Genomic DNA, 16,003 nt, shown 5'->3' on the forward strand with positions numbered 1-16,003 from the left:
TCAGCCTTTCTTTGCCTTGCTGCCAGCCTTATCATCAACCGCAGCCAAGGCCTTTTCCATACGGTCGATCATGGTGCTCATGACCTTGAGGCGGGCATAGTATTTATTATTGCCTTCAACCACGGTCCATGGGGCATAAGGGGTATCAGTCCGGTAAAGCATTTCATTGACGGCATCGACATAAGCATCCCACTTGTCGCGGTTGCGCCAATCTTCTGCCGTAATTTTCCACGTCTTATCAGGATCTTCCTCACGGGCCTTGAAGCGGCGGAACTGCTCATCCGGATCAATATGCATCCAGAACTTCTGGACAATGAAGCCCTGCTTTGCCCATTCCTCTTCCATTTCGTTAATTTCCTCGTAGCCCCGTTTCCAGTCCTTTACGGGCGTAAAATGCTCCACCCGTTCGACAAGGACGCGGCCGTACCACGTACGGTCAAAGACAGCGATTTCTCCCGGTTCCGGAATCTTGGTCCAAAAGCGCCAGAGATAATGATAGGCTTTTTCGATATCATTCGGCGCACTTACAGGATTGACCTTGTACCCCAAAGGGTCCAAAGCCGATGTCAGGCGTCTGATGGCCCCGCCTTTGCCGCCTGCATCCCAGCCTTCAAAAGCCACAACCGTACTGATTTTCCGTTTGGCAAGTTCCACCTGAAGCTCTGCCAGCCGTTTCTGGTATTTTTTAAGCTTTTCATCATAGGTCTTCTCGTCCATATCCTTATTGCAGTCATAGCGCGCCAAGATGGACGGGATGGAGGGATCGGAAGCATAGGACAGCGGTGCCTGCGAGCTTTCTTTTTGGGTCTCTGCCGCCGATAAAGCCGCCTTGAACTCACTGATAAGGACATCCATGGTCTCAAGGATACCAGTCCGCACATCTTCCATCGGAATGACATGCCACGGTGCATAGACCGTATTTGTTTCCGTCAGCATCTTTTCGTAGACATTGCGGTAAGCCTTATAGTCAACACCTTCGATACCAGCCGGTGTCAGGGCTTCCCAGCGGCTTCCCAGGGAATCCTTGTCTTTGGCGATATTCTTTTCCTGCTGCTTTTGAGAAATATGGGTAAAAAGCTTGATTATACGATACCCGCCCAAATAGAGGGTCCGTTCAAAATCGTTGATTTCATGAAAAGGCACATTGTACCATTCCGCTGCCTCGTCCGGATCACCTACATCATGTTCATTGCGGAGAAAATACCAGGCACGGTGATGGATACTGATTCCGCCCATAGGGGGCAGCTCTTTCCAGAACTGGGTGAAGAAGGGACTCATCTTCTGCCGCTCCGTCGTCTTTGACGCGGAATACACCCGGAATCCGCGCGGATCAAGGGCGCTGATGACCTTGTTGATGAGCTTTCCCCGATAAGTCCCACGGAATCCCTCAAAAAGGATAATGACCGGCACCTTGGCATCGCGCAGGGCACGGCCCAAATAGCCCAGTTCCGCACTTTTCTTGTCAAACTGCTTGGCATAGGTGCCCTTGGGCGTCTTTTTAGACAAATCGATCTGATTTAACATCGGCATCGCTTCCTTTGCTGATCAGCCATTGGAGATTGATGTTCAATACTTTATTATACTGTTTTTTCCTAGGGAAAGGAAGGGTTCCCGTGGTTTTTGCTTGGTATGCAAAGTGGATCAATGATCTGCACGCGCTGCCCACGGCCGTAATCATTACAACATGCGCAATGAAAATGCCTCTTAGCTAATCATTCCTGAACCGGCTATAGGTGCAGGCTATTAGCCAGTTGCCTTCCCAGATTGTGGCCCAACATTTGACAAAGAACCTAAAAAATCCCTCTGACCCACTACGGTCAGAGGGATAACTCTATTTTTTGCTTGAAAGATAGCGCTGCACGAGGATCACGGCGGCAAGGCCGTCCATGTTTCCCGGCGGCGTGCGCATGCCCAAAGGAATGAGTTTCATGAGGCCCTTGGGAGGATGCAGCTTCCAATATAGCTGCCGTGCTTCTTCCGTGCTGTGGGCCTCATCAATGATGTGGATGGCAAGATCCGGGTAGGCTGCAAGGAGGGTCTTTTGCATGGATGCACTGGTCGTCCCATTTCCAAGGACGCATTCCGTTACGGGCACATGATCGAGGAATTTCTGTAAGGATGCAAGGAAATGCTCCATGAGGAGCACTTCACAGCGAAGGATCTTTCCCGATTCCTCACACAGAGCGGCTCCTGTCTTGTCCTTTCCTGGATCGATGCCGAGAATCTTCTTCATTCGTTTTCCTCCGCCGGACGGATGACGAACTCGAGAACCACGGGGCCTGCAACAGTCACATCCTGTTTTGCTTTTGCCGTAATGGTCACATGACCGCCCAGTTCGGAAATATGCTCGCTGGCACGGACAAGGTCACGGCTCGAGATAGCACCCACCTTCCCTGTCAGGGGATCAGGAATGACGCCACCTGCCTGAGCCATGCGGTTGACATCCTTCAAAAAGGCCATCAAGGCAAGGTCAACCTGCTCTGTATTGGGTTTGACCGTAATGGTTTGGCGCAGGATCGTATCGCCGTTATGATAGACGATGGTATTGGGGGTCATTTCCAACCGGCTGACAACCACTTCCCCGGAAAGGATGTTTCCAGCCGCACACAGCCGGACATACATGGTCCCTTTCTGCTGGGACAGCTCGTGGGCCGTTTGTTCCACAGAATCTTTGCTGAGCCAAATGACGGGCGTGCCTGGCGGCGTTCCCACCCGTTCACCCACGGCATGGTTGGCCGCATTCAGGAATGCTTCCATCTCTTTTTGGGTTTCTTCCTTACTGAGTCCTCCCTGCAGGGAACCGGAGAAAAGGATTTCCCCGCTGCGGAAGACCACGTTGCCTTCCCGGATGGTCACGATATTTTCACGGAGCTTCCGGGACTGTTCTTCCAGATCCTTGACGTCCCGCTGCAGGTTGTCACGGGCTTTTTCGGCTTCCTCGGCTTGCCGTTGGGCTGCTTTTAGACGCTGACTGGCCTCTTCATACTGGGCCTGCATGGAAGCAAGGCTGCTGCGGGCTTCTTCCATTTGGGCTTCGGCCGCTTCTTTTTCGCTTTTTGCTTGGGTCAGGGCTTTTTGCGCTTCACCAATCTGGCGGTCCAGTTCCTTGATGGTAGTGCTTTGGGCCGACAGCTCCCGTTTTGCCTCATCACGGGAAGCGGTCAGGGTCTGCAGTTCTTCCTGAAGCTTTTTCATGCCAAAAAGCGCGGTCCTAACTTCCTTGCTGCTGACGGTCAGGACGCCCATAGTCATGGCAGCAACAAGGATGCCGCTAATGATGGTCATAAGGACAGAGGTGTCATGAGGGCGCAGGCCGAATAGGCTGAGTCTTTTTTTGCCAATCTTACTGCCAAGTTTGTCACCTAAATAAGCAATGAGCCCGCCCATGAGGGCAAGGACAAGAATCAATACAATGCCAAGCATATTCGGTCCTCCCTTCTTATTGGTGTCGTAGTCACAAGGACCACTTGGGGAATCAACCCCTTCTTATCTTTACTATAGCGAAGCCTCTAAAAAGAGTCAACGGGTGACTTTTCCTTTTAGAGAAGGTTTTCTTCCTGAAGGGCTTTCAGGAGATGGACTGCTTCTTCAACCGATAAGGTCACGCCCTTTCCCATTTTACTATGATCCGGCGCCCAGTCGCGAATGTCGTACTTTGGCGTTCCGCCATTCCAGGAAATCACATTGACTTCCTTGGTCCACCCTTTCGGGCTTTTAGAAAGGACAGCAACCTGTTTGACGATTTCATAGCTGAATTCTTTTCCCGCCATCGCTTCTCCTCCTTTTTTGTCTCAGCGCCGCAGCATCGTATAGGCAGCACCAAGGACCTGGTCCACCGTAAGCTGGCGCATGCAGCGCATATCCTCGCAGTGATGCTTCATACCGCTGCGGCAGCCATCACAAGGGGGAATGGCTTTGACAATGATGGCATCTTTCGTATAGGGTCCATAAAGATCAGGATGGCTCGGTCCATACATGGCTACGATGGGGACTTTTTGACTGATGGCTACATGCATGGGTCCACTGTCATTGGTGATAATGAGCTGACAGCGGCTCATGGCAGCCGCCAGTTCGCCAATAGAAAACTTTCCCGTGGCAACAAGGGGCTTTGTCTTCATCTTGGAAATAGCAGCCTCCACCATCTCCCGGTCCATGGGTCCGCCAAAAAAGACGGTTTCATAGCCTTCTTCCTTAAGGGTATCGGCGACAGCGGCAAAGCGTTCCGGTGCCCAGCGTTTTGTTTCAACGGCACTTCCGATGTTAAAGCCCACTAGGCCCGTTTCAGGGGATAGGCCCGCCCCCTGCCAAAAGGCCTCGGCTTTTTGGTAATCCGCCTTGCCGGGGAAAACTTCCAGACCACGATGCTCCAGATGGGTCACACCCAAGCGGGTAAGGACATCAAGATACATATCGGCGGCGTGAAGGGTGCGGTCCAGCTTGATGCAGGGGTCAAAAAAACCGCGGAAAAGAAAATGACTGGCGCCCACTTTGACAGGCACCCGAGCCACGGCATCGATAAAGGAACAGCGCTCATTAGGGTGAAGGTTGATGAGAACGTCAAACTTCCCGTCTGTGATTTTCTGTCCCATGGCCCAAAGCGCCCGAAGATGATTGTCCCGCCCTTTTTTGTCGATGGTCCACACATGGTCGATATAAGGATTATGGAGAACCACATCCTTTAATTTATCATCCACAAGGTAGGTAATTTCTGCCGTAGGCGCCGCTTTTCTCAGTGCGTGGATAAACGGCGTCGTCAGCACAAGATCCCCAAGATGCATGAGGAAGGTCACGATGATTTTCTTATGGGAAAGGTCAATCATGGTTCTTTCCTACTTTCTTTTGAAATTCCTGAAAGACAACGTCCGGTGTAATGGCGGCCATGCAGGTCCAGTGACTGCAGGTTTTATTGAGGCAGCCGGCGCAAGGCTCAGGGCTTACGAGGATCACAGCTCCTGCATCCCCATAAGGACCTGTGCGGTCCGGGCGGGTCGGTCCATAAAGGGCAACCAAATCTTTCTTGAAAGCGGTTGCAATATGCAGCGGCCCCGTATCAGCACTCACATAAAAAAGTGCCCCTTTGATGAGGGCCCCCAGTTCACGAAGGCTCGTGCGGCCAATGAGATCAAAGAGCGGTTTGGGATAATTGGTCAGTTCGCGGATCCGCTCCCCCAATTTGACGTCATCAGGTGCGCCGCAAAGAACCACGCTGTATCCTTCATCCATGAACTTTTGGGCCAGCTTGGCAAAATGGCCGGCAGGCCATCTTTTGGTCTCCCACCTCGCGCCAGGAGCAAGGACAATGTACGGCGTCCCTTGAACCAAGCCTAAAGCGGCAAGCTTCTTCTCGACCGTCTCCGTTTCTAGTTGGAGGGACGGCATGGGAAAGGACACTTCCTTTACATCCGCACCCAAAAACCGTGCGACATCAAGATAGCGCTCAATGACATGATCCTTGATATGGGGTCCAATGATGGCCTTTGAAACAAGACCGCTGCCTTCCCTCATCTCCCCATAGCCAATGCGGGTTGCCGACCCTGTTAAAAGGCTCATGACAGCACTTTTGAAAAGTCCCTGCATGTCAATAACCAGATCAAAGTGTTTTTCACGGAGGGTATGACGCAAGTTTTTCAGCGTGCGCCATTTCCCCTTGAAATCCATTTTGTTAAACGCGGCCTTATCAAAATAAAGGACCTCATCAATGATGGGAGGTCCTGGAATAAAAGCGCCGAACTGGGGATGGACAAGCCACGAGATCCGGGCCTTGGGAAAACGCTGCCGCAAGGCACCCGCAAAGGGAAGCGTGTGGATCACGTCCCCGAGGGAGCTCATTTTAATGATGAGGATGTTCTGATAGTCCACGTCCATTCGCCTCGATGCGCAAGATTTTTTGCAAAAATTCATCCAGATTCCCTTCCTGGAAGAGATAGCCCGGCAGGCCTGCTGCAAGGGCAGCGTCAATATCGCTTTGGCGGTCTCCGATGAGGAAGGAGCCTTCCCGCAAAAGGGCGTAATCAGAAAAAGCCTGCAGGAGCATGCCTGGCTGGGGTTTACGGCAAGAACATGGATGTACCAGTTCCTTGACGGTCCCTTTCGTCGGGTGGTGGGGACAGTAATAGAAATGGGTGATCTGACCGCCGGCTTTTTCTATTTCCTTTGCCATGAAAGCATGAAGGACCTTCATGTCCTCTACGGTGTAGTATCCTCTTGCAATCCCGCTTTGGTTAGTTACGACAAAGACGGCATACCCCAGCTTATGGAGCCGTGCCAAGGCCGTTTTGGCGCCGGGAACCCACTGGACCTGCTCCGGACGGCTGATATATCCCGTGTCCACATCAAGGACACCGTCACGGTCAAGAAATACGGCTTTTTGTCCCACAGCCATCCTCCTTAGCGATAATAGCCATCAGATGCCTGGAGCACGCCGCAGTATTCCTTGACGGCCTCGGCAAAATCCGTAAATCCGCCATCATAGCCCGTTTGAATGAGTTTTGTCGTATCCGCCTGGGTGTAGCTTTGGTATTTCCCCTTGAGGACCTCCGGGAATGGCACATAAACGAGCTTTCCGCTGCCAAAAAAGTCCAGGATGGCCTTTGCCATATCGTTAAAAGTGTGAGCTTTGCCGGTTCCCAAGTTGTAGACACCCTTTAGTTCCGGATGCTGCCAGAAATAAAAAAGTACCTTGACGACATCCTTGACGTAGATAAAGTCCCTCGTCTGTTCACCCGGGCCATAGCCATCATATTCGCCAAAGAGCTTGACCTCGTGGTCTTGCTGCCACTGAAGGAACATCTGGCGCACCATGGAAGCCATCTTGCCTTTGTGATTTTCCTGGGGCCCGTAGACATTGAAATACCGAAAGCCTGCAATCTGGCTTTCCGCCTTGTCAAAATAGCGGCGGGCATAGTTGTCAAAAAAGAGCTTGGAAAAAGCATAGACATTGAGGGCTTCTTCACAGGCTGGTTCTTCGCGGAATCCCTTCTGACCGCTGCCATAAGTTGATGCGGAAGAAGCATAGAGGAAGGGGATCTTGCGATCCATGGCAAAGTGCATCAAGGTCTTTGTATACTGGAAGTTATTTTCCATCATATACTTACCGTTATATTCCATCGTATCGGAGCAGGCGCCTTCGTGGAAGATGACTTCGATGGGCGCATGGTTCCATTTGCCGTTTTTTACGTCTTCGATAAAATCCAACTTATCACAGTAATCCATGACCTTGAGACCCTGGATATTCTTGAATTTCACCATATTGGTCAGATTATCGACAACAAGGATGTCATCCCTGCCCTGGTCGTTCAGGCCTTTCACGATATTGCTGCCGATAAAACCGGCACCACCGGTTACAATGATCATAGTTTGCCCTCCTTCACAAGCGTAACAATCTTTTCAACAAGTCCTGTCGTGGAATAGCCTTCCTTGAAGGGCAGGATTTCTACCGTCCGTGCATATTCCCGGCCAGCCACCTCTTCCTTCTTGTAATCGCCGCCCTTGACGAGAATATCGGGGCGAATCTTTTTGATCAGTTCCGTCGGCGTATCTTCCCCAAATAAGGCCACGGCGTCGACATCACGGAGACTGGCAAGCAGCCTTGCCCGATCCGTTTCGTGGTTAAAAGGACGCGTCTGTCCCTTGAGACGGCGCACGGAGTCGTCCGTATTGACACCAATGATCAGATGATTTCCCAGTTGGGCAGCCTGCTGCAGATACTGCACATGGCCGGCATGAAGAATATCGAAGCAGCCATTGGTAAAGACAACAGTCTCTCCCGCCTGCTGCCAGGTCCTTGTCAATCGAGCCATTTCGTCCCAGGTCATGGGGCGATAGTCAAAGCTTTCCGGCTGCGAATCAGCAAGGATTTCACGAAGCAACTCTTCTTTATGGACAGGATAGGTCCCCACCTTGGAAACAACAATCCCCGCCGCCTTATTGGATAACTCCAAAGCATCAGCAAGGGAAAGCTTTCCCGAAATGGCCGCAAGCAGCACGGAGGCAACCGTATCCCCTGCACCAGAAACATCAAAGACTTCCTGTGCCGTGGCAGCTTTTGTAATGACGTCATCTTTTCCAACAAGGGTGACGCCCTTTTCCGAACGAGTGACGACCACATAGCGGATATCAAAGGTTTCGCGAGCCTGTTGGGCCAGTTCCACCAAGGCAGGCGTTACATTGGGAACAATCTTTCCTGCCGCTTCACACATTTCCTTGACATTGGGCGTAATGAGGTCGCAGCCCCGATACTTGGCCCAATCGGACCCTTTGGGATCGACAAGGACCGGTACATGGGCCGCCCTTGCCTGGGTGATGACCATCTGGCAGAAACGATCTGAACAGGTTCCTTTGGCATAATCCGAAAGGACGATCCCGTCAAGTCCCTCATCAAGATGCTTGCGGAGCCACTGGAGAAGAGCCTGTTCCTCATCGGGCAGGAGATCCCCCGGTTCCTCGAAGTCAAGACGCAGCATCTGCTGCCGCGCGCCAATGATACGCATCTTGGTAATGGTACTGCGTTTTGGGGAAGCAATGAGGCCGCTGTAATCAACCCCTAGCTCCCGCAGTTTCTTCTCAAGGACGCGGCGGTGATCGTCTTCACCCGTCATGCCCGCCACATAGACCTGGACCCCCAGGCCTGCCAAGTTTGCCGCCACATTGCCTGCACCGCCCAAGACGGAAGTCAGGCGTTTTACACGCGTGACGGGAACCGGGGCCTCCGGGGATATGCGGCGCACCTCCCCATAGGCGTAGCGATCGAGCATAACATCACCAATCACGGCAATGCGCAGATGCGTAATTTTTTCGGTCAATAATTCAATCACAGATTGACTGTTCATTCCCATTCCACCAATTCACAAAGGATATGGCCCATGATTTCATGGATTTCCTGGGCCCGGGCCGTATTTTCCGTAGGGACGGCAAGAAGGATATCACAGAGTTCCGCCATCTTGCCCCCGCCTTTGGCAGTAAATCCTAAGGTACGGATGCCCATGTTTTTCGCCATCAAAATGGCTTCTACCACGTTTTTGCTGTTGCCGCTCGTGGAGATGCCGACCAGAAGGTCCCCTTCCCGTCCCAAGCCTTCGACCTGACGGGAAAAGACGCGGTCATAGCCGTAATCATTACCGACAGCGGTCAGGATTGACGTATCCGTCGTCAGGGCAAGGCCTGCCATACCAGCCCGTTCCTTTTGGAAACGGCCTACGATTTCAGCCGCCCAATGCTGGGCATCGGCTGCGGAACCGCCATTGCCGCAAAACATGATCTTGTTTCCTGAAAGAAGGGTCATCTTCATAAGTCCTGCCGCGTCTTCCAGGTCCTTCATCAGCTTTTTGCTCCCCATGACGCGGTGGACGAGCTTTTCATGTTCAAGAAAACGGCCATCAATGAGTTCACGTGCATTACCAGCGGAAAAGTTCATATTGTACACTCCATTCATCATCGCCGCCTTTATAGCGTTTGTCACGATATTCAAAGGTCAGGCGGAAACAGCAGAAATCGTGTCTCCATCTCCAGATATACTCATAAACATTGTGACCGGCCTCGTCATAGCGCGTCATGAACGTCACATTGTCACGAGGTGTAAAGGTCTTGGAAAGACCAAATTGGACTTCCCGGTCCATATCGGGACGGCCATAGTCAAAGATGGAAGCCTGCCGCTTTTCCCAATAGTAACCCAACCAGGTGTCAAACCCAGCACCCAGATTTTTGCGCAGGGTTGCCGAATAAAGCCAGGTCTTACGGGTAGAATCCCGTTCGCTCTCATTGATCCATTTGCGGCCCACACCAAGACCCAAGGTCAGGGGGCGGTCGCCATGGATGAGGGTAATGGGATCATGGTTCAGGAAGACGGCATATTCCGTGTGCCAGCTCTTGATTCGGTTATCCTTCCAGAGCCCATGGCTTGCGTAGGCAGAATACGAAAGGGGCAGGGAATCGGAAATCCGGTGTGGCTTATACCCCACCTTGATATCATGCATCTTGCGGATCCAGTTGTTGTTATCGTCCTCGTCAAAGCCTTCCATATAACGGACATAGTAATTCCGTTCGTCCTGGGTATCCGTAAACATAGGACGCCAACCAATCTTGGAATAGTATTTGATGTCCGCGTCCAGCGTGTTATGGTCACTGAAATCATAGGAATAATTGTAACGCAGCTTGATTCCCTGATCTTCATCATAGCCGATATGGGGCACAAAGCTCTGCTTGTTTTCCCCATCGTTCAGCCGGTTGATCCAGCGGTCGCGGCTATAGATGTGCTTTCCCTTGAGGTAGACCTTGACCCCATAGGCTATGATCTTGTCATTGGGGTAGATGACCACATGATCGGCCCTAACTTCCAGGCATGGCGGATGCTCTACAGCAGGGCAGCGCGTTACGGATGCCCCTTGGTCTAGGTCCACATGATCTTTATAGATGTGGGCAATATCCGCCTTGTAGAGGTCATCCCCGTTCGTTCCCTTCATGTTGCGCACGGTCCCGGTCTGGGTCTTGAAATTATAATGGCCCCAATCGGAATCAGTCGTGTTGGGGGGATCAATCATGCGGCCCCCTTGGAGCAGGTACACATCGCCTGTAAGAGCATTGCCCCGGGCTTCCGTCGTATAAAGCCGCTGCGTGCCCTGATAGAGGCGCACATTGCCGCTGGCTGTAAATTCCCCTGTATCGGAGTGGTACAGGACATGATCCCCATAAATGGTGATAGGCAGATCGGACTCACTGGCCGCTTTGTCCTCTCCCCGCTCCTGACGGGCCTTCTTTTCTTTTTCACTTTCCTGCTTGGCCTGAACCGCCTCTTCCGCAAACTGGTCCGGTTCATCCTGGAGTTTGCGGATGGCTTCTGCTTGCGCGGCCCGTCGGGCCACATCATCGACGGTCTGCGGCTCATAGGCAGGACCGTTTTTAGTGGCAAGGGGCTGGCCGTCATATGCCCTAGCGGCGTAGGCCGCACTCGGCATGCATACCATCATGGTAACGAGTAAGGCAAGTGCCTTTTGGTTCATAAGGGATATCCTCCACTCAATGAAATTTCCGCAATGCGGCGCATGAACTATGGAAAAGGGAAAAATCACTTCCCTGATTGGTCATACTTCTCTTTATTATATCATAAAATGGAGCCAATGAAGCGGGCGCCTAAAAGAAAACAGCGCCAGATCACTGGCTCCAGGATAAAGAAAAACCGCTGCAAGAGCAACGGTTCTTCCCTCATTTTATTTTCCGCCAACAGCTTTGAGGACGTCTTTGGTGATGTCCGTGCCGCCGTCAACAACAGCACTGCTCGTCAGGACCGTGGAAAGACCGCGTTCCTTGGCAACTTTGCTGACTGCCTTCAGAATCTTTTCACGGATCGGGTTGAAGAGTTCCTGTTCCCGTTTGGCAATGCGCTCGGTCAAGGTGTTGTCCAAGGCCCGTTTGCCGTTGTCATCAAGGCTGGGAGCTTTTTCCCGGAATTCCTGCTGTGCCTTCTGCTGTTCCAGATTCAGGGCAGCACGAGCACTGGCAAAATCAGGGTGATGGGAAAAGACCGTGTTAAGGTCAACATACCCAATGGTTGCTTCGGCAGCAAAGGCCGTTGCCGGAACCATGGCGCCAGTATACCCAAGGCATACCAAAAGGGCAATGACGACTGCCATGAATTGCTTTTTCAATTGAATCATCCTTTCTTCATGAAGCGTTAATTGAACGACTTCCTGCATTATATCATGTCAAATATTGCCATGCAAGGGAATGTACAATTTCCAGACCTCATTGCTTGCCGCGCCTCCAAATGCCCAATTGACGGGATGAAGACGCAGTCATCTTCTGACAGGATGACTCCAGAAAAAGTGAATTTTTTGGAAACAAAACCGCCGAACCATCAGCGCAGGACAGCCTTAGCGAATAAAGTGGGTCCAGACCTCCCGCTTTGTTCCAGGCAGCTCGATGCCGGCTTTTTTGCCTGCTTCAAGGCACTTCAGAAGATAGGCCATGTTCTTACCTAGATTGCGTATCGTCTGGAGCCCTTCCGCATCTTTGAGGATGTCCCCGGCAGCAAGGCCATGGCCCACATTCCAATAGGTAGAGCTGACAACGGGCATTTCAGCAATGGTAAAATACTTATTCATAACATCAACGCTCGCTGTCGTGCCGGCCCGTCTTGCCACGGCAATGCTCGCCCCGGGTTTTAGGCGAAAGATACCGCCTGCGGCATAAAAGACACGGTCCAAGAAGGACAAGACGCGCCCCGTAGGATGGGCATAATAGACAGGCGTGCCAAAGATAAACCCGTCGGCTTCCTTTGCTTTTGCAATGAAGGCATTGACCGGATCACCTGTGAAGATACATCCTTTTTCCGTACATTTTCCGCAGTCGATGCAATCCTGTATGGCCCCAGACCCGATTTGAAACAGCTCCGTTTCGACGCCTTCTGCCTCGAGGGCTTTTGCCGCTTCCTCAAGAGCCAGTGCCGTATTGCCATTTTGATGATGACTGCCATTTAACAGCAGGACTTTCATATAATCTCTCCTTATACATTGAAAAACTGCTGCAGCCTTGTGCAGCAGTTTGTAGATCAGTTTACTCAGGCCAGTTCGTAACCGGCTTCGCTGATGACGGATCTAAATTCATCCATGGGGATTTCACGGGATGCTGTTACCTTTGCGGTTCCCTTTTCCAAGTTTACGTCAACAGCAGAAACGCCGTCCATGGCAAGCAACGCATCATGGACATGTTTCTGGCAGTTAGCACACATCATTCCTTTGACGTTCAATATCTTTTCCATATTATTTGGCTCCTTCCCAAGAACCATGGGCTCATTTCATGAGTTTCTGCATGGTTTCACAAAGTTCATCAACGACGGTATCATCCCCGGCACGGATATCGTTAACCACACAGGATTTGATATGATCACACATCAGCTTGCGATTGAACGCATTGAGCCCACTGTTGATAGCACTGACCTGAGTCAGGATATCCACGCAGTAACGGTCTTCTTCAAGCATCCGTTTGAGTCCCCGCACCTGTCCCTCAATTCGATTAAGGCGTTTGATGAGATCCTTGTATTCCCGGCAGTCTTTATCCCTTTCGGTTTTTTCGTTCATCATAGTACTATACCTCCGTTACGTATATAGTATTCATTTTCTTCCAATCTGTCAAGCCCTCTTTCAAGACCAGCCCCCTCAGGACGAAAAAGGCCGCAGGAAGCCCGAAAGGGTTCCTGCGGCCTTTTTCTTAGTCGCTGAGGACTTCGATGCAGCGATGGCATAAGGTCGGATGGTCCGGATCCTTGCCAACGGTGGGATCATAGTTCCAGCAGCGTTCGCATTTTTCACCTTCAGCGGCTGCGACAGCCACGGTCAGGTCGTCGCGCTCAGTCTTCATCCCGCTATCTGTGCCTTCATGGATAGCAGCCTGGGAAACAATGAGCAGGGTTGGCAGGTCCTTTTCCAAGGGCTTCAAGAGCTCATAAGCTTCACCCGTGGCATAAAGGTCGACCTTGGCATCAAGGGAGTGGCCGATGGTCTTTTCCCGGCGTGCATTTTCAAGGACCTTCGTGATTTCGCCGCGAATAGCAATGAAGTGTTCCCATTTTTCCATCTTGGCTTTGTCCAGATATTCTTCATGGAGTTTCGGCCATTCCAGCATAAGCACACTTTCCGGAGCGCCTGCCGGTTTTTTCATGAACTGGTACACTTCTTCCATGGTAAAGCTCAGAATCGGAGCGAGCATGACGATGAGGTCGCTGAGAATCTCGTACATGGCCGTCTGTGCACTGCGGCGCTTCTTATCATCCTTCTTGCTGGCATAGAGGCGGTCCTTGATGATATCAAGGTAGAAAGAGCTCATGTCGACAGTGCAGAAATCATGGATAGCATGGTGGACGACATGGAAATCATAATTTTCATAGGCTTTCTCGACGTCTTTTTTGAGTTCCTGGAGACGCATGAGGGCCCACTGGTCAAGTTCTTCCATTTCGGCAAAAGGAACCTTCATGGTTTCAGCGTCGAAATCAGACGTATTGCCCAAGATGTAGCGGATGGTGTTGCGGATCTTGCGGTACACTTCGGAAACGTGTTTGATGATTTCCTTAGAGACGCGGACATCGCCTTTATAGTCCGTGGAAGAAACCCAGAGACGAACGATATCGGCACCATAATCCTTGATGATGTCCTGCGGGGCAACGGTATTTCCGAGAGACTTGCTCATCTTGCGGCCTTCCCCATCAAGGGTATAGCCGTGGGTCAGGACGGCACGGTACGGAGCCTTACCCGTCGTGGCAACGCTTGTCAGAAGGGAAGACTGGAACCAGCCACGATGCTGGTCGCTGCCTTCAAGGTACAGGTCAGCCGGCCAGGTAAGACCGGGGAAATGGTTGAGGACAGCGCGATGGGAAGACCCGGAGTCGAACCAAACATCCATGATGTCCGATTCCTTACGGAAGTGGGTACCGCCGCATTTGGCGCACTTCGTACCTTCCGGCAGCAGTTCTTCTGCCGTATGGGCCCACCAAGCGTCGCTGCCTTCCTTTTCGAAGATGGCAGCCAGATGACTGATTGTATCAGGGGTGATGAGCGGTTCTCCGCAGTCTTCACAGTAGAAGATAGGAATAGGCACGCCCCAGACGCGCTGACGGGAAATACACCAGTCATGACGGTCACGGACCATATTGTGGATACGGGCTTTACCCCAGCTCGGGATCCACTGGACATCATTGTCAATGGCCTTCAATGCATCTTCACGGAACCCATCAACAGAGCAGAACCACTGTTCCGACGCGCGGTAGATGATGGGGTTCTTGCAGCGCCAGCAGTGGGCATATTGGTGATGGATACTTTTCTTGCCCAACAGATGGCCCGTTTCCGCCAGATGCTTGATGACAAGACCATTGCTATCAAAGACAAAATGACCTTTGAAGGCTTCCCCGGCTTCATCGGTATAACAGCCCTTTTCATCAACAGGGCAAAGGATATCAAGGTGATATTTAAGGCCTGTCAGATAGTCAACATCACCATGACCAGGAGCGGTATGGACGCAGCCCGTACCAGTTTCCAGGTCAACATAGTCACCCAGGCAGACGAGGGATTTACGATGGTTATATTCCGGGAAAGGATGTTCACATTCCATGAATTCCATATCCCGGCCCTTCGTTGTTCCAAGGACCTTACCAAAGATGATGCCGCATTCCTCAGCAACTTTCTCGACAAGTTCACTTGCCATGATGAGGACTTCATCCCCGTATTCAACCCAAGCATATTCAAAATCAGGATTGACCGTAACAGCGACATTTGCTGGGATGGTCCACGGTGTCGTCGTCCAAATGACCATGGATGTCTTCTTGCCCTGTGCGCCTTCCGGTGCCTTGTCCTTTGCATCTACAAGAGGAATCTTCACGTAGATGGTCGGAGTCTTTTGGTCTGCATATTCGATTTCAGCTTCCGCCAGGGCTGTTTCGCAGTGCGGACACCAATAAACGGTCTTCTTGCCTTTATAGATATAGCCTTTGTGGGCCATTTCCCCAAAGACGCGGATCTGTTCGGCTTCAAAAGCCGGCTTCATGGTGATGTAAGGATGATCCCAATCGCCTTGGACGCCAAGCCGTTTGAACCCTTCGCGCTGAATATTGATCCATTTCAAGGCATAGTCATGGCACATCCTGCGCAGTTCAAGGGCGCTGAGTTTATGACGGTCAACGCCCACTTCCTTGAGGCAGGCATGCTCAATCGGCATCCCATGCGTATCCCAGCCCGGTGTATAGGGGGTATCAAAACCGCGGGCATATTTATACTTCAGGATGATGTCCTTGAGGATCTTATTGAGGGCATGGCCTAAATGGATCTTGCCATTGGCATAAGGAGGGCCATCGTGAAGAATGAACTTTTTATGTCCTGCGTGGGCCTTCAGTTTCTTTTGATAGATACCCTTCTCCTTCCAGAATGTTAAAAAGTCCGGTTCCCTTTTGGGAAGCCCTGCGCGCATAGGGAAATCTGTGGCAGGAAGGTTCAGCGTGCTTCCATACCCTTCATTTTCTTTTGAC

General features: G+C 51.6%; 16 protein-coding genes. All 16 read right to left on the minus strand.

Features of this window, described 5'->3' with window-relative positions; genetic code table 11:
• The 16 genes from HMPREF1246_RS05445 to ileS all read right to left on the minus strand — a co-directional run bounded on the left by HMPREF1246_RS05445 (nucleotide 1) and on the right by ileS (nucleotide 15,945).
• A complete protein-coding gene (locus HMPREF1246_RS05445; protein ID WP_014128330.1) occupies nucleotides 1-1,524 on the minus strand; it encodes a polyphosphate--AMP phosphotransferase in 1,524 nt (507 codons plus the stop codon).
• Between the two features lie 307 nt (nucleotides 1,525-1,831).
• Nucleotides 1,832-2,233 carry a Holliday junction resolvase RuvX gene (gene ruvX, locus HMPREF1246_RS05450; protein ID WP_009014813.1) on the minus strand — a complete coding sequence of 134 codons (402 nt, stop codon included), beginning with the start codon at nucleotides 2,231-2,233 and terminating at the stop codon, nucleotides 1,832-1,834.
• On the minus strand, nucleotides 2,230-3,423 hold the full coding sequence (locus HMPREF1246_RS05455) for a DUF3084 domain-containing protein (RefSeq protein WP_009014814.1): 1,194 nt from the start codon (nucleotides 3,421-3,423) through the stop codon (nucleotides 2,230-2,232). The genes ruvX and HMPREF1246_RS05455 overlap by 4 nt, the downstream gene beginning before the upstream one ends.
• A gap of 116 nt (nucleotides 3,424-3,539) precedes the next feature.
• Nucleotides 3,540-3,770, minus strand: a complete 231-nt coding sequence (locus HMPREF1246_RS05460) for a YdbC family protein (RefSeq protein WP_021736929.1) — start codon at nucleotides 3,768-3,770, stop codon at nucleotides 3,540-3,542.
• Between the two features lie 21 nt (nucleotides 3,771-3,791).
• On the minus strand, nucleotides 3,792-4,820 hold the full coding sequence (locus HMPREF1246_RS05465; protein WP_021736934.1) for a glycosyltransferase family 9 protein: 1,029 nt from the start codon (nucleotides 4,818-4,820) through the stop codon (nucleotides 3,792-3,794).
• Nucleotides 4,813-5,865, minus strand: coding sequence for a lipopolysaccharide heptosyltransferase I (gene waaC, locus HMPREF1246_RS05470; RefSeq protein ID WP_021736943.1), 1,053 nt, complete (start codon nucleotides 5,863-5,865; stop codon nucleotides 4,813-4,815). The genes HMPREF1246_RS05465 and waaC overlap by 8 nt, the downstream gene beginning before the upstream one ends.
• Nucleotides 5,831-6,382, minus strand: a complete 552-nt coding sequence (locus HMPREF1246_RS05475; protein WP_035224407.1) for a D-glycero-beta-D-manno-heptose 1,7-bisphosphate 7-phosphatase — start codon at nucleotides 6,380-6,382, stop codon at nucleotides 5,831-5,833. The genes waaC and HMPREF1246_RS05475 overlap by 35 nt, the downstream gene beginning before the upstream one ends.
• A gap of 5 nt (nucleotides 6,383-6,387) precedes the next feature.
• Nucleotides 6,388-7,353, minus strand: a complete 966-nt coding sequence (gene rfaD / locus HMPREF1246_RS05480) for an ADP-glyceromanno-heptose 6-epimerase (protein WP_021736948.1) — start codon at nucleotides 7,351-7,353, stop codon at nucleotides 6,388-6,390.
• The gene (rfaE1, locus tag HMPREF1246_RS05485) at nucleotides 7,350-8,828 is read right to left on the minus strand and encodes a D-glycero-beta-D-manno-heptose-7-phosphate kinase (protein WP_021736941.1); all 1,479 of its coding nucleotides are present in this window, start codon (nucleotides 8,826-8,828) and stop codon (nucleotides 7,350-7,352) included. The genes rfaD and rfaE1 overlap by 4 nt, the downstream gene beginning before the upstream one ends.
• The gene (locus HMPREF1246_RS05490) at nucleotides 8,825-9,334 is read right to left on the minus strand and encodes an SIS domain-containing protein (RefSeq protein ID WP_108911977.1); all 510 of its coding nucleotides are present in this window, start codon (nucleotides 9,332-9,334) and stop codon (nucleotides 8,825-8,827) included. Before HMPREF1246_RS05490 ends, rfaE1 begins: the two co-directional genes overlap by 4 nt.
• 58 nt (nucleotides 9,335-9,392) lie before the next feature.
• Nucleotides 9,393-10,994: an OstA-like protein gene (locus HMPREF1246_RS05495; RefSeq protein ID WP_014128326.1), complete on the minus strand. Its 1,602-nt coding sequence runs from the start codon at nucleotides 10,992-10,994 to the stop codon at nucleotides 9,393-9,395.
• Nucleotides 10,995-11,201: 207 nt separating this feature from the next.
• Nucleotides 11,202-11,624 (minus strand): OmpH family outer membrane protein, encoded by a 423-nt coding sequence (locus HMPREF1246_RS05500; protein ID WP_231368247.1) that lies wholly within the window; start codon nucleotides 11,622-11,624, stop codon nucleotides 11,202-11,204.
• Between the two features lie 240 nt (nucleotides 11,625-11,864).
• The gene (locus HMPREF1246_RS05505; protein WP_021736932.1) at nucleotides 11,865-12,485 is read right to left on the minus strand and encodes a flavodoxin family protein; all 621 of its coding nucleotides are present in this window, start codon (nucleotides 12,483-12,485) and stop codon (nucleotides 11,865-11,867) included.
• Nucleotides 12,486-12,550: 65 nt separating this feature from the next.
• Nucleotides 12,551-12,751, minus strand: coding sequence for a heavy-metal-associated domain-containing protein (locus HMPREF1246_RS05510; protein ID WP_021736937.1), 201 nt, complete (start codon nucleotides 12,749-12,751; stop codon nucleotides 12,551-12,553).
• 31 nt (nucleotides 12,752-12,782) lie between these two features.
• Nucleotides 12,783-13,073, minus strand: a complete 291-nt coding sequence (locus HMPREF1246_RS05515; protein ID WP_021736944.1) for a metal-sensing transcriptional repressor — start codon at nucleotides 13,071-13,073, stop codon at nucleotides 12,783-12,785.
• Nucleotides 13,074-13,200: 127 nt separating this feature from the next.
• Nucleotides 13,201-15,945: an isoleucine--tRNA ligase gene (ileS, locus tag HMPREF1246_RS05520; RefSeq protein ID WP_051296788.1), complete on the minus strand. Its 2,745-nt coding sequence runs from the start codon at nucleotides 15,943-15,945 to the stop codon at nucleotides 13,201-13,203.
• Nucleotides 15,946-16,003 lie beyond the last annotated feature (58 nt).

Source organism: Acidaminococcus sp. BV3L6 (genome assembly GCF_000468835.1).
Lineage (GTDB): Bacteria > Bacillota > Negativicutes > Acidaminococcales > Acidaminococcaceae > Acidaminococcus > Acidaminococcus intestini.

Excerpts from the sequence above, each read along its gene's own strand:
- HMPREF1246_RS05505 (WP_021736932.1), bottom strand. The coding sequence starts at position 12,485 with ATGAAAGTCCTGCTGTTAAATGGCAGTCATCATCAAAATGGCAATACG.
- rfaD (WP_021736948.1), bottom strand. The coding sequence starts at position 7,353 with ATGATCATTGTAACCGGTGGTGCCGGTTTTATCGGCAGCAATATCGTG.
- HMPREF1246_RS05475 (WP_035224407.1), bottom strand. The coding sequence starts at position 6,382 with ATGGCTGTGGGACAAAAAGCCGTATTTCTTGACCGTGACGGTGTCCTT.
- HMPREF1246_RS05490 (WP_108911977.1), bottom strand. The coding sequence starts at position 9,334 with ATGGGGAGCAAAAAGCTGATGAAGGACCTGGAAGACGCGGCAGGACTT.
- waaC (WP_021736943.1), bottom strand. The coding sequence starts at position 5,865 with ATGGACGTGGACTATCAGAACATCCTCATCATTAAAATGAGCTCCCTC.
- HMPREF1246_RS05465 (WP_021736934.1), bottom strand. The coding sequence starts at position 4,820 with ATGATTGACCTTTCCCATAAGAAAATCATCGTGACCTTCCTCATGCAT.
- ileS (WP_051296788.1), bottom strand. The coding sequence starts at position 15,945 with ATGCGCGCAGGGCTTCCCAAAAGGGAACCGGACTTTTTAACATTCTGG.
- HMPREF1246_RS05455 (WP_009014814.1), bottom strand. The coding sequence starts at position 3,423 with ATGCTTGGCATTGTATTGATTCTTGTCCTTGCCCTCATGGGCGGGCTC.
- HMPREF1246_RS05445 (WP_014128330.1), bottom strand. The coding sequence starts at position 1,524 with ATGTTAAATCAGATCGATTTGTCTAAAAAGACGCCCAAGGGCACCTAT.
- HMPREF1246_RS05460 (WP_021736929.1), bottom strand. The coding sequence starts at position 3,770 with ATGGCGGGAAAAGAATTCAGCTATGAAATCGTCAAACAGGTTGCTGTC.
- HMPREF1246_RS05515 (WP_021736944.1), bottom strand. The coding sequence starts at position 13,073 with ATGATGAACGAAAAAACCGAAAGGGATAAAGACTGCCGGGAATACAAG.
- HMPREF1246_RS05510 (WP_021736937.1), bottom strand. The coding sequence starts at position 12,751 with ATGGAAAAGATATTGAACGTCAAAGGAATGATGTGTGCTAACTGCCAG.
- rfaE1 (WP_021736941.1), bottom strand. The coding sequence starts at position 8,828 with ATGAACAGTCAATCTGTGATTGAATTATTGACCGAAAAAATTACGCAT.
- ruvX (WP_009014813.1), bottom strand. The coding sequence starts at position 2,233 with ATGAAGAAGATTCTCGGCATCGATCCAGGAAAGGACAAGACAGGAGCC.
- HMPREF1246_RS05495 (WP_014128326.1), bottom strand. The coding sequence starts at position 10,994 with ATGAACCAAAAGGCACTTGCCTTACTCGTTACCATGATGGTATGCATG.
- HMPREF1246_RS05500 (WP_231368247.1), bottom strand. The coding sequence starts at position 11,624 with ATGGCAGTCGTCATTGCCCTTTTGGTATGCCTTGGGTATACTGGCGCC.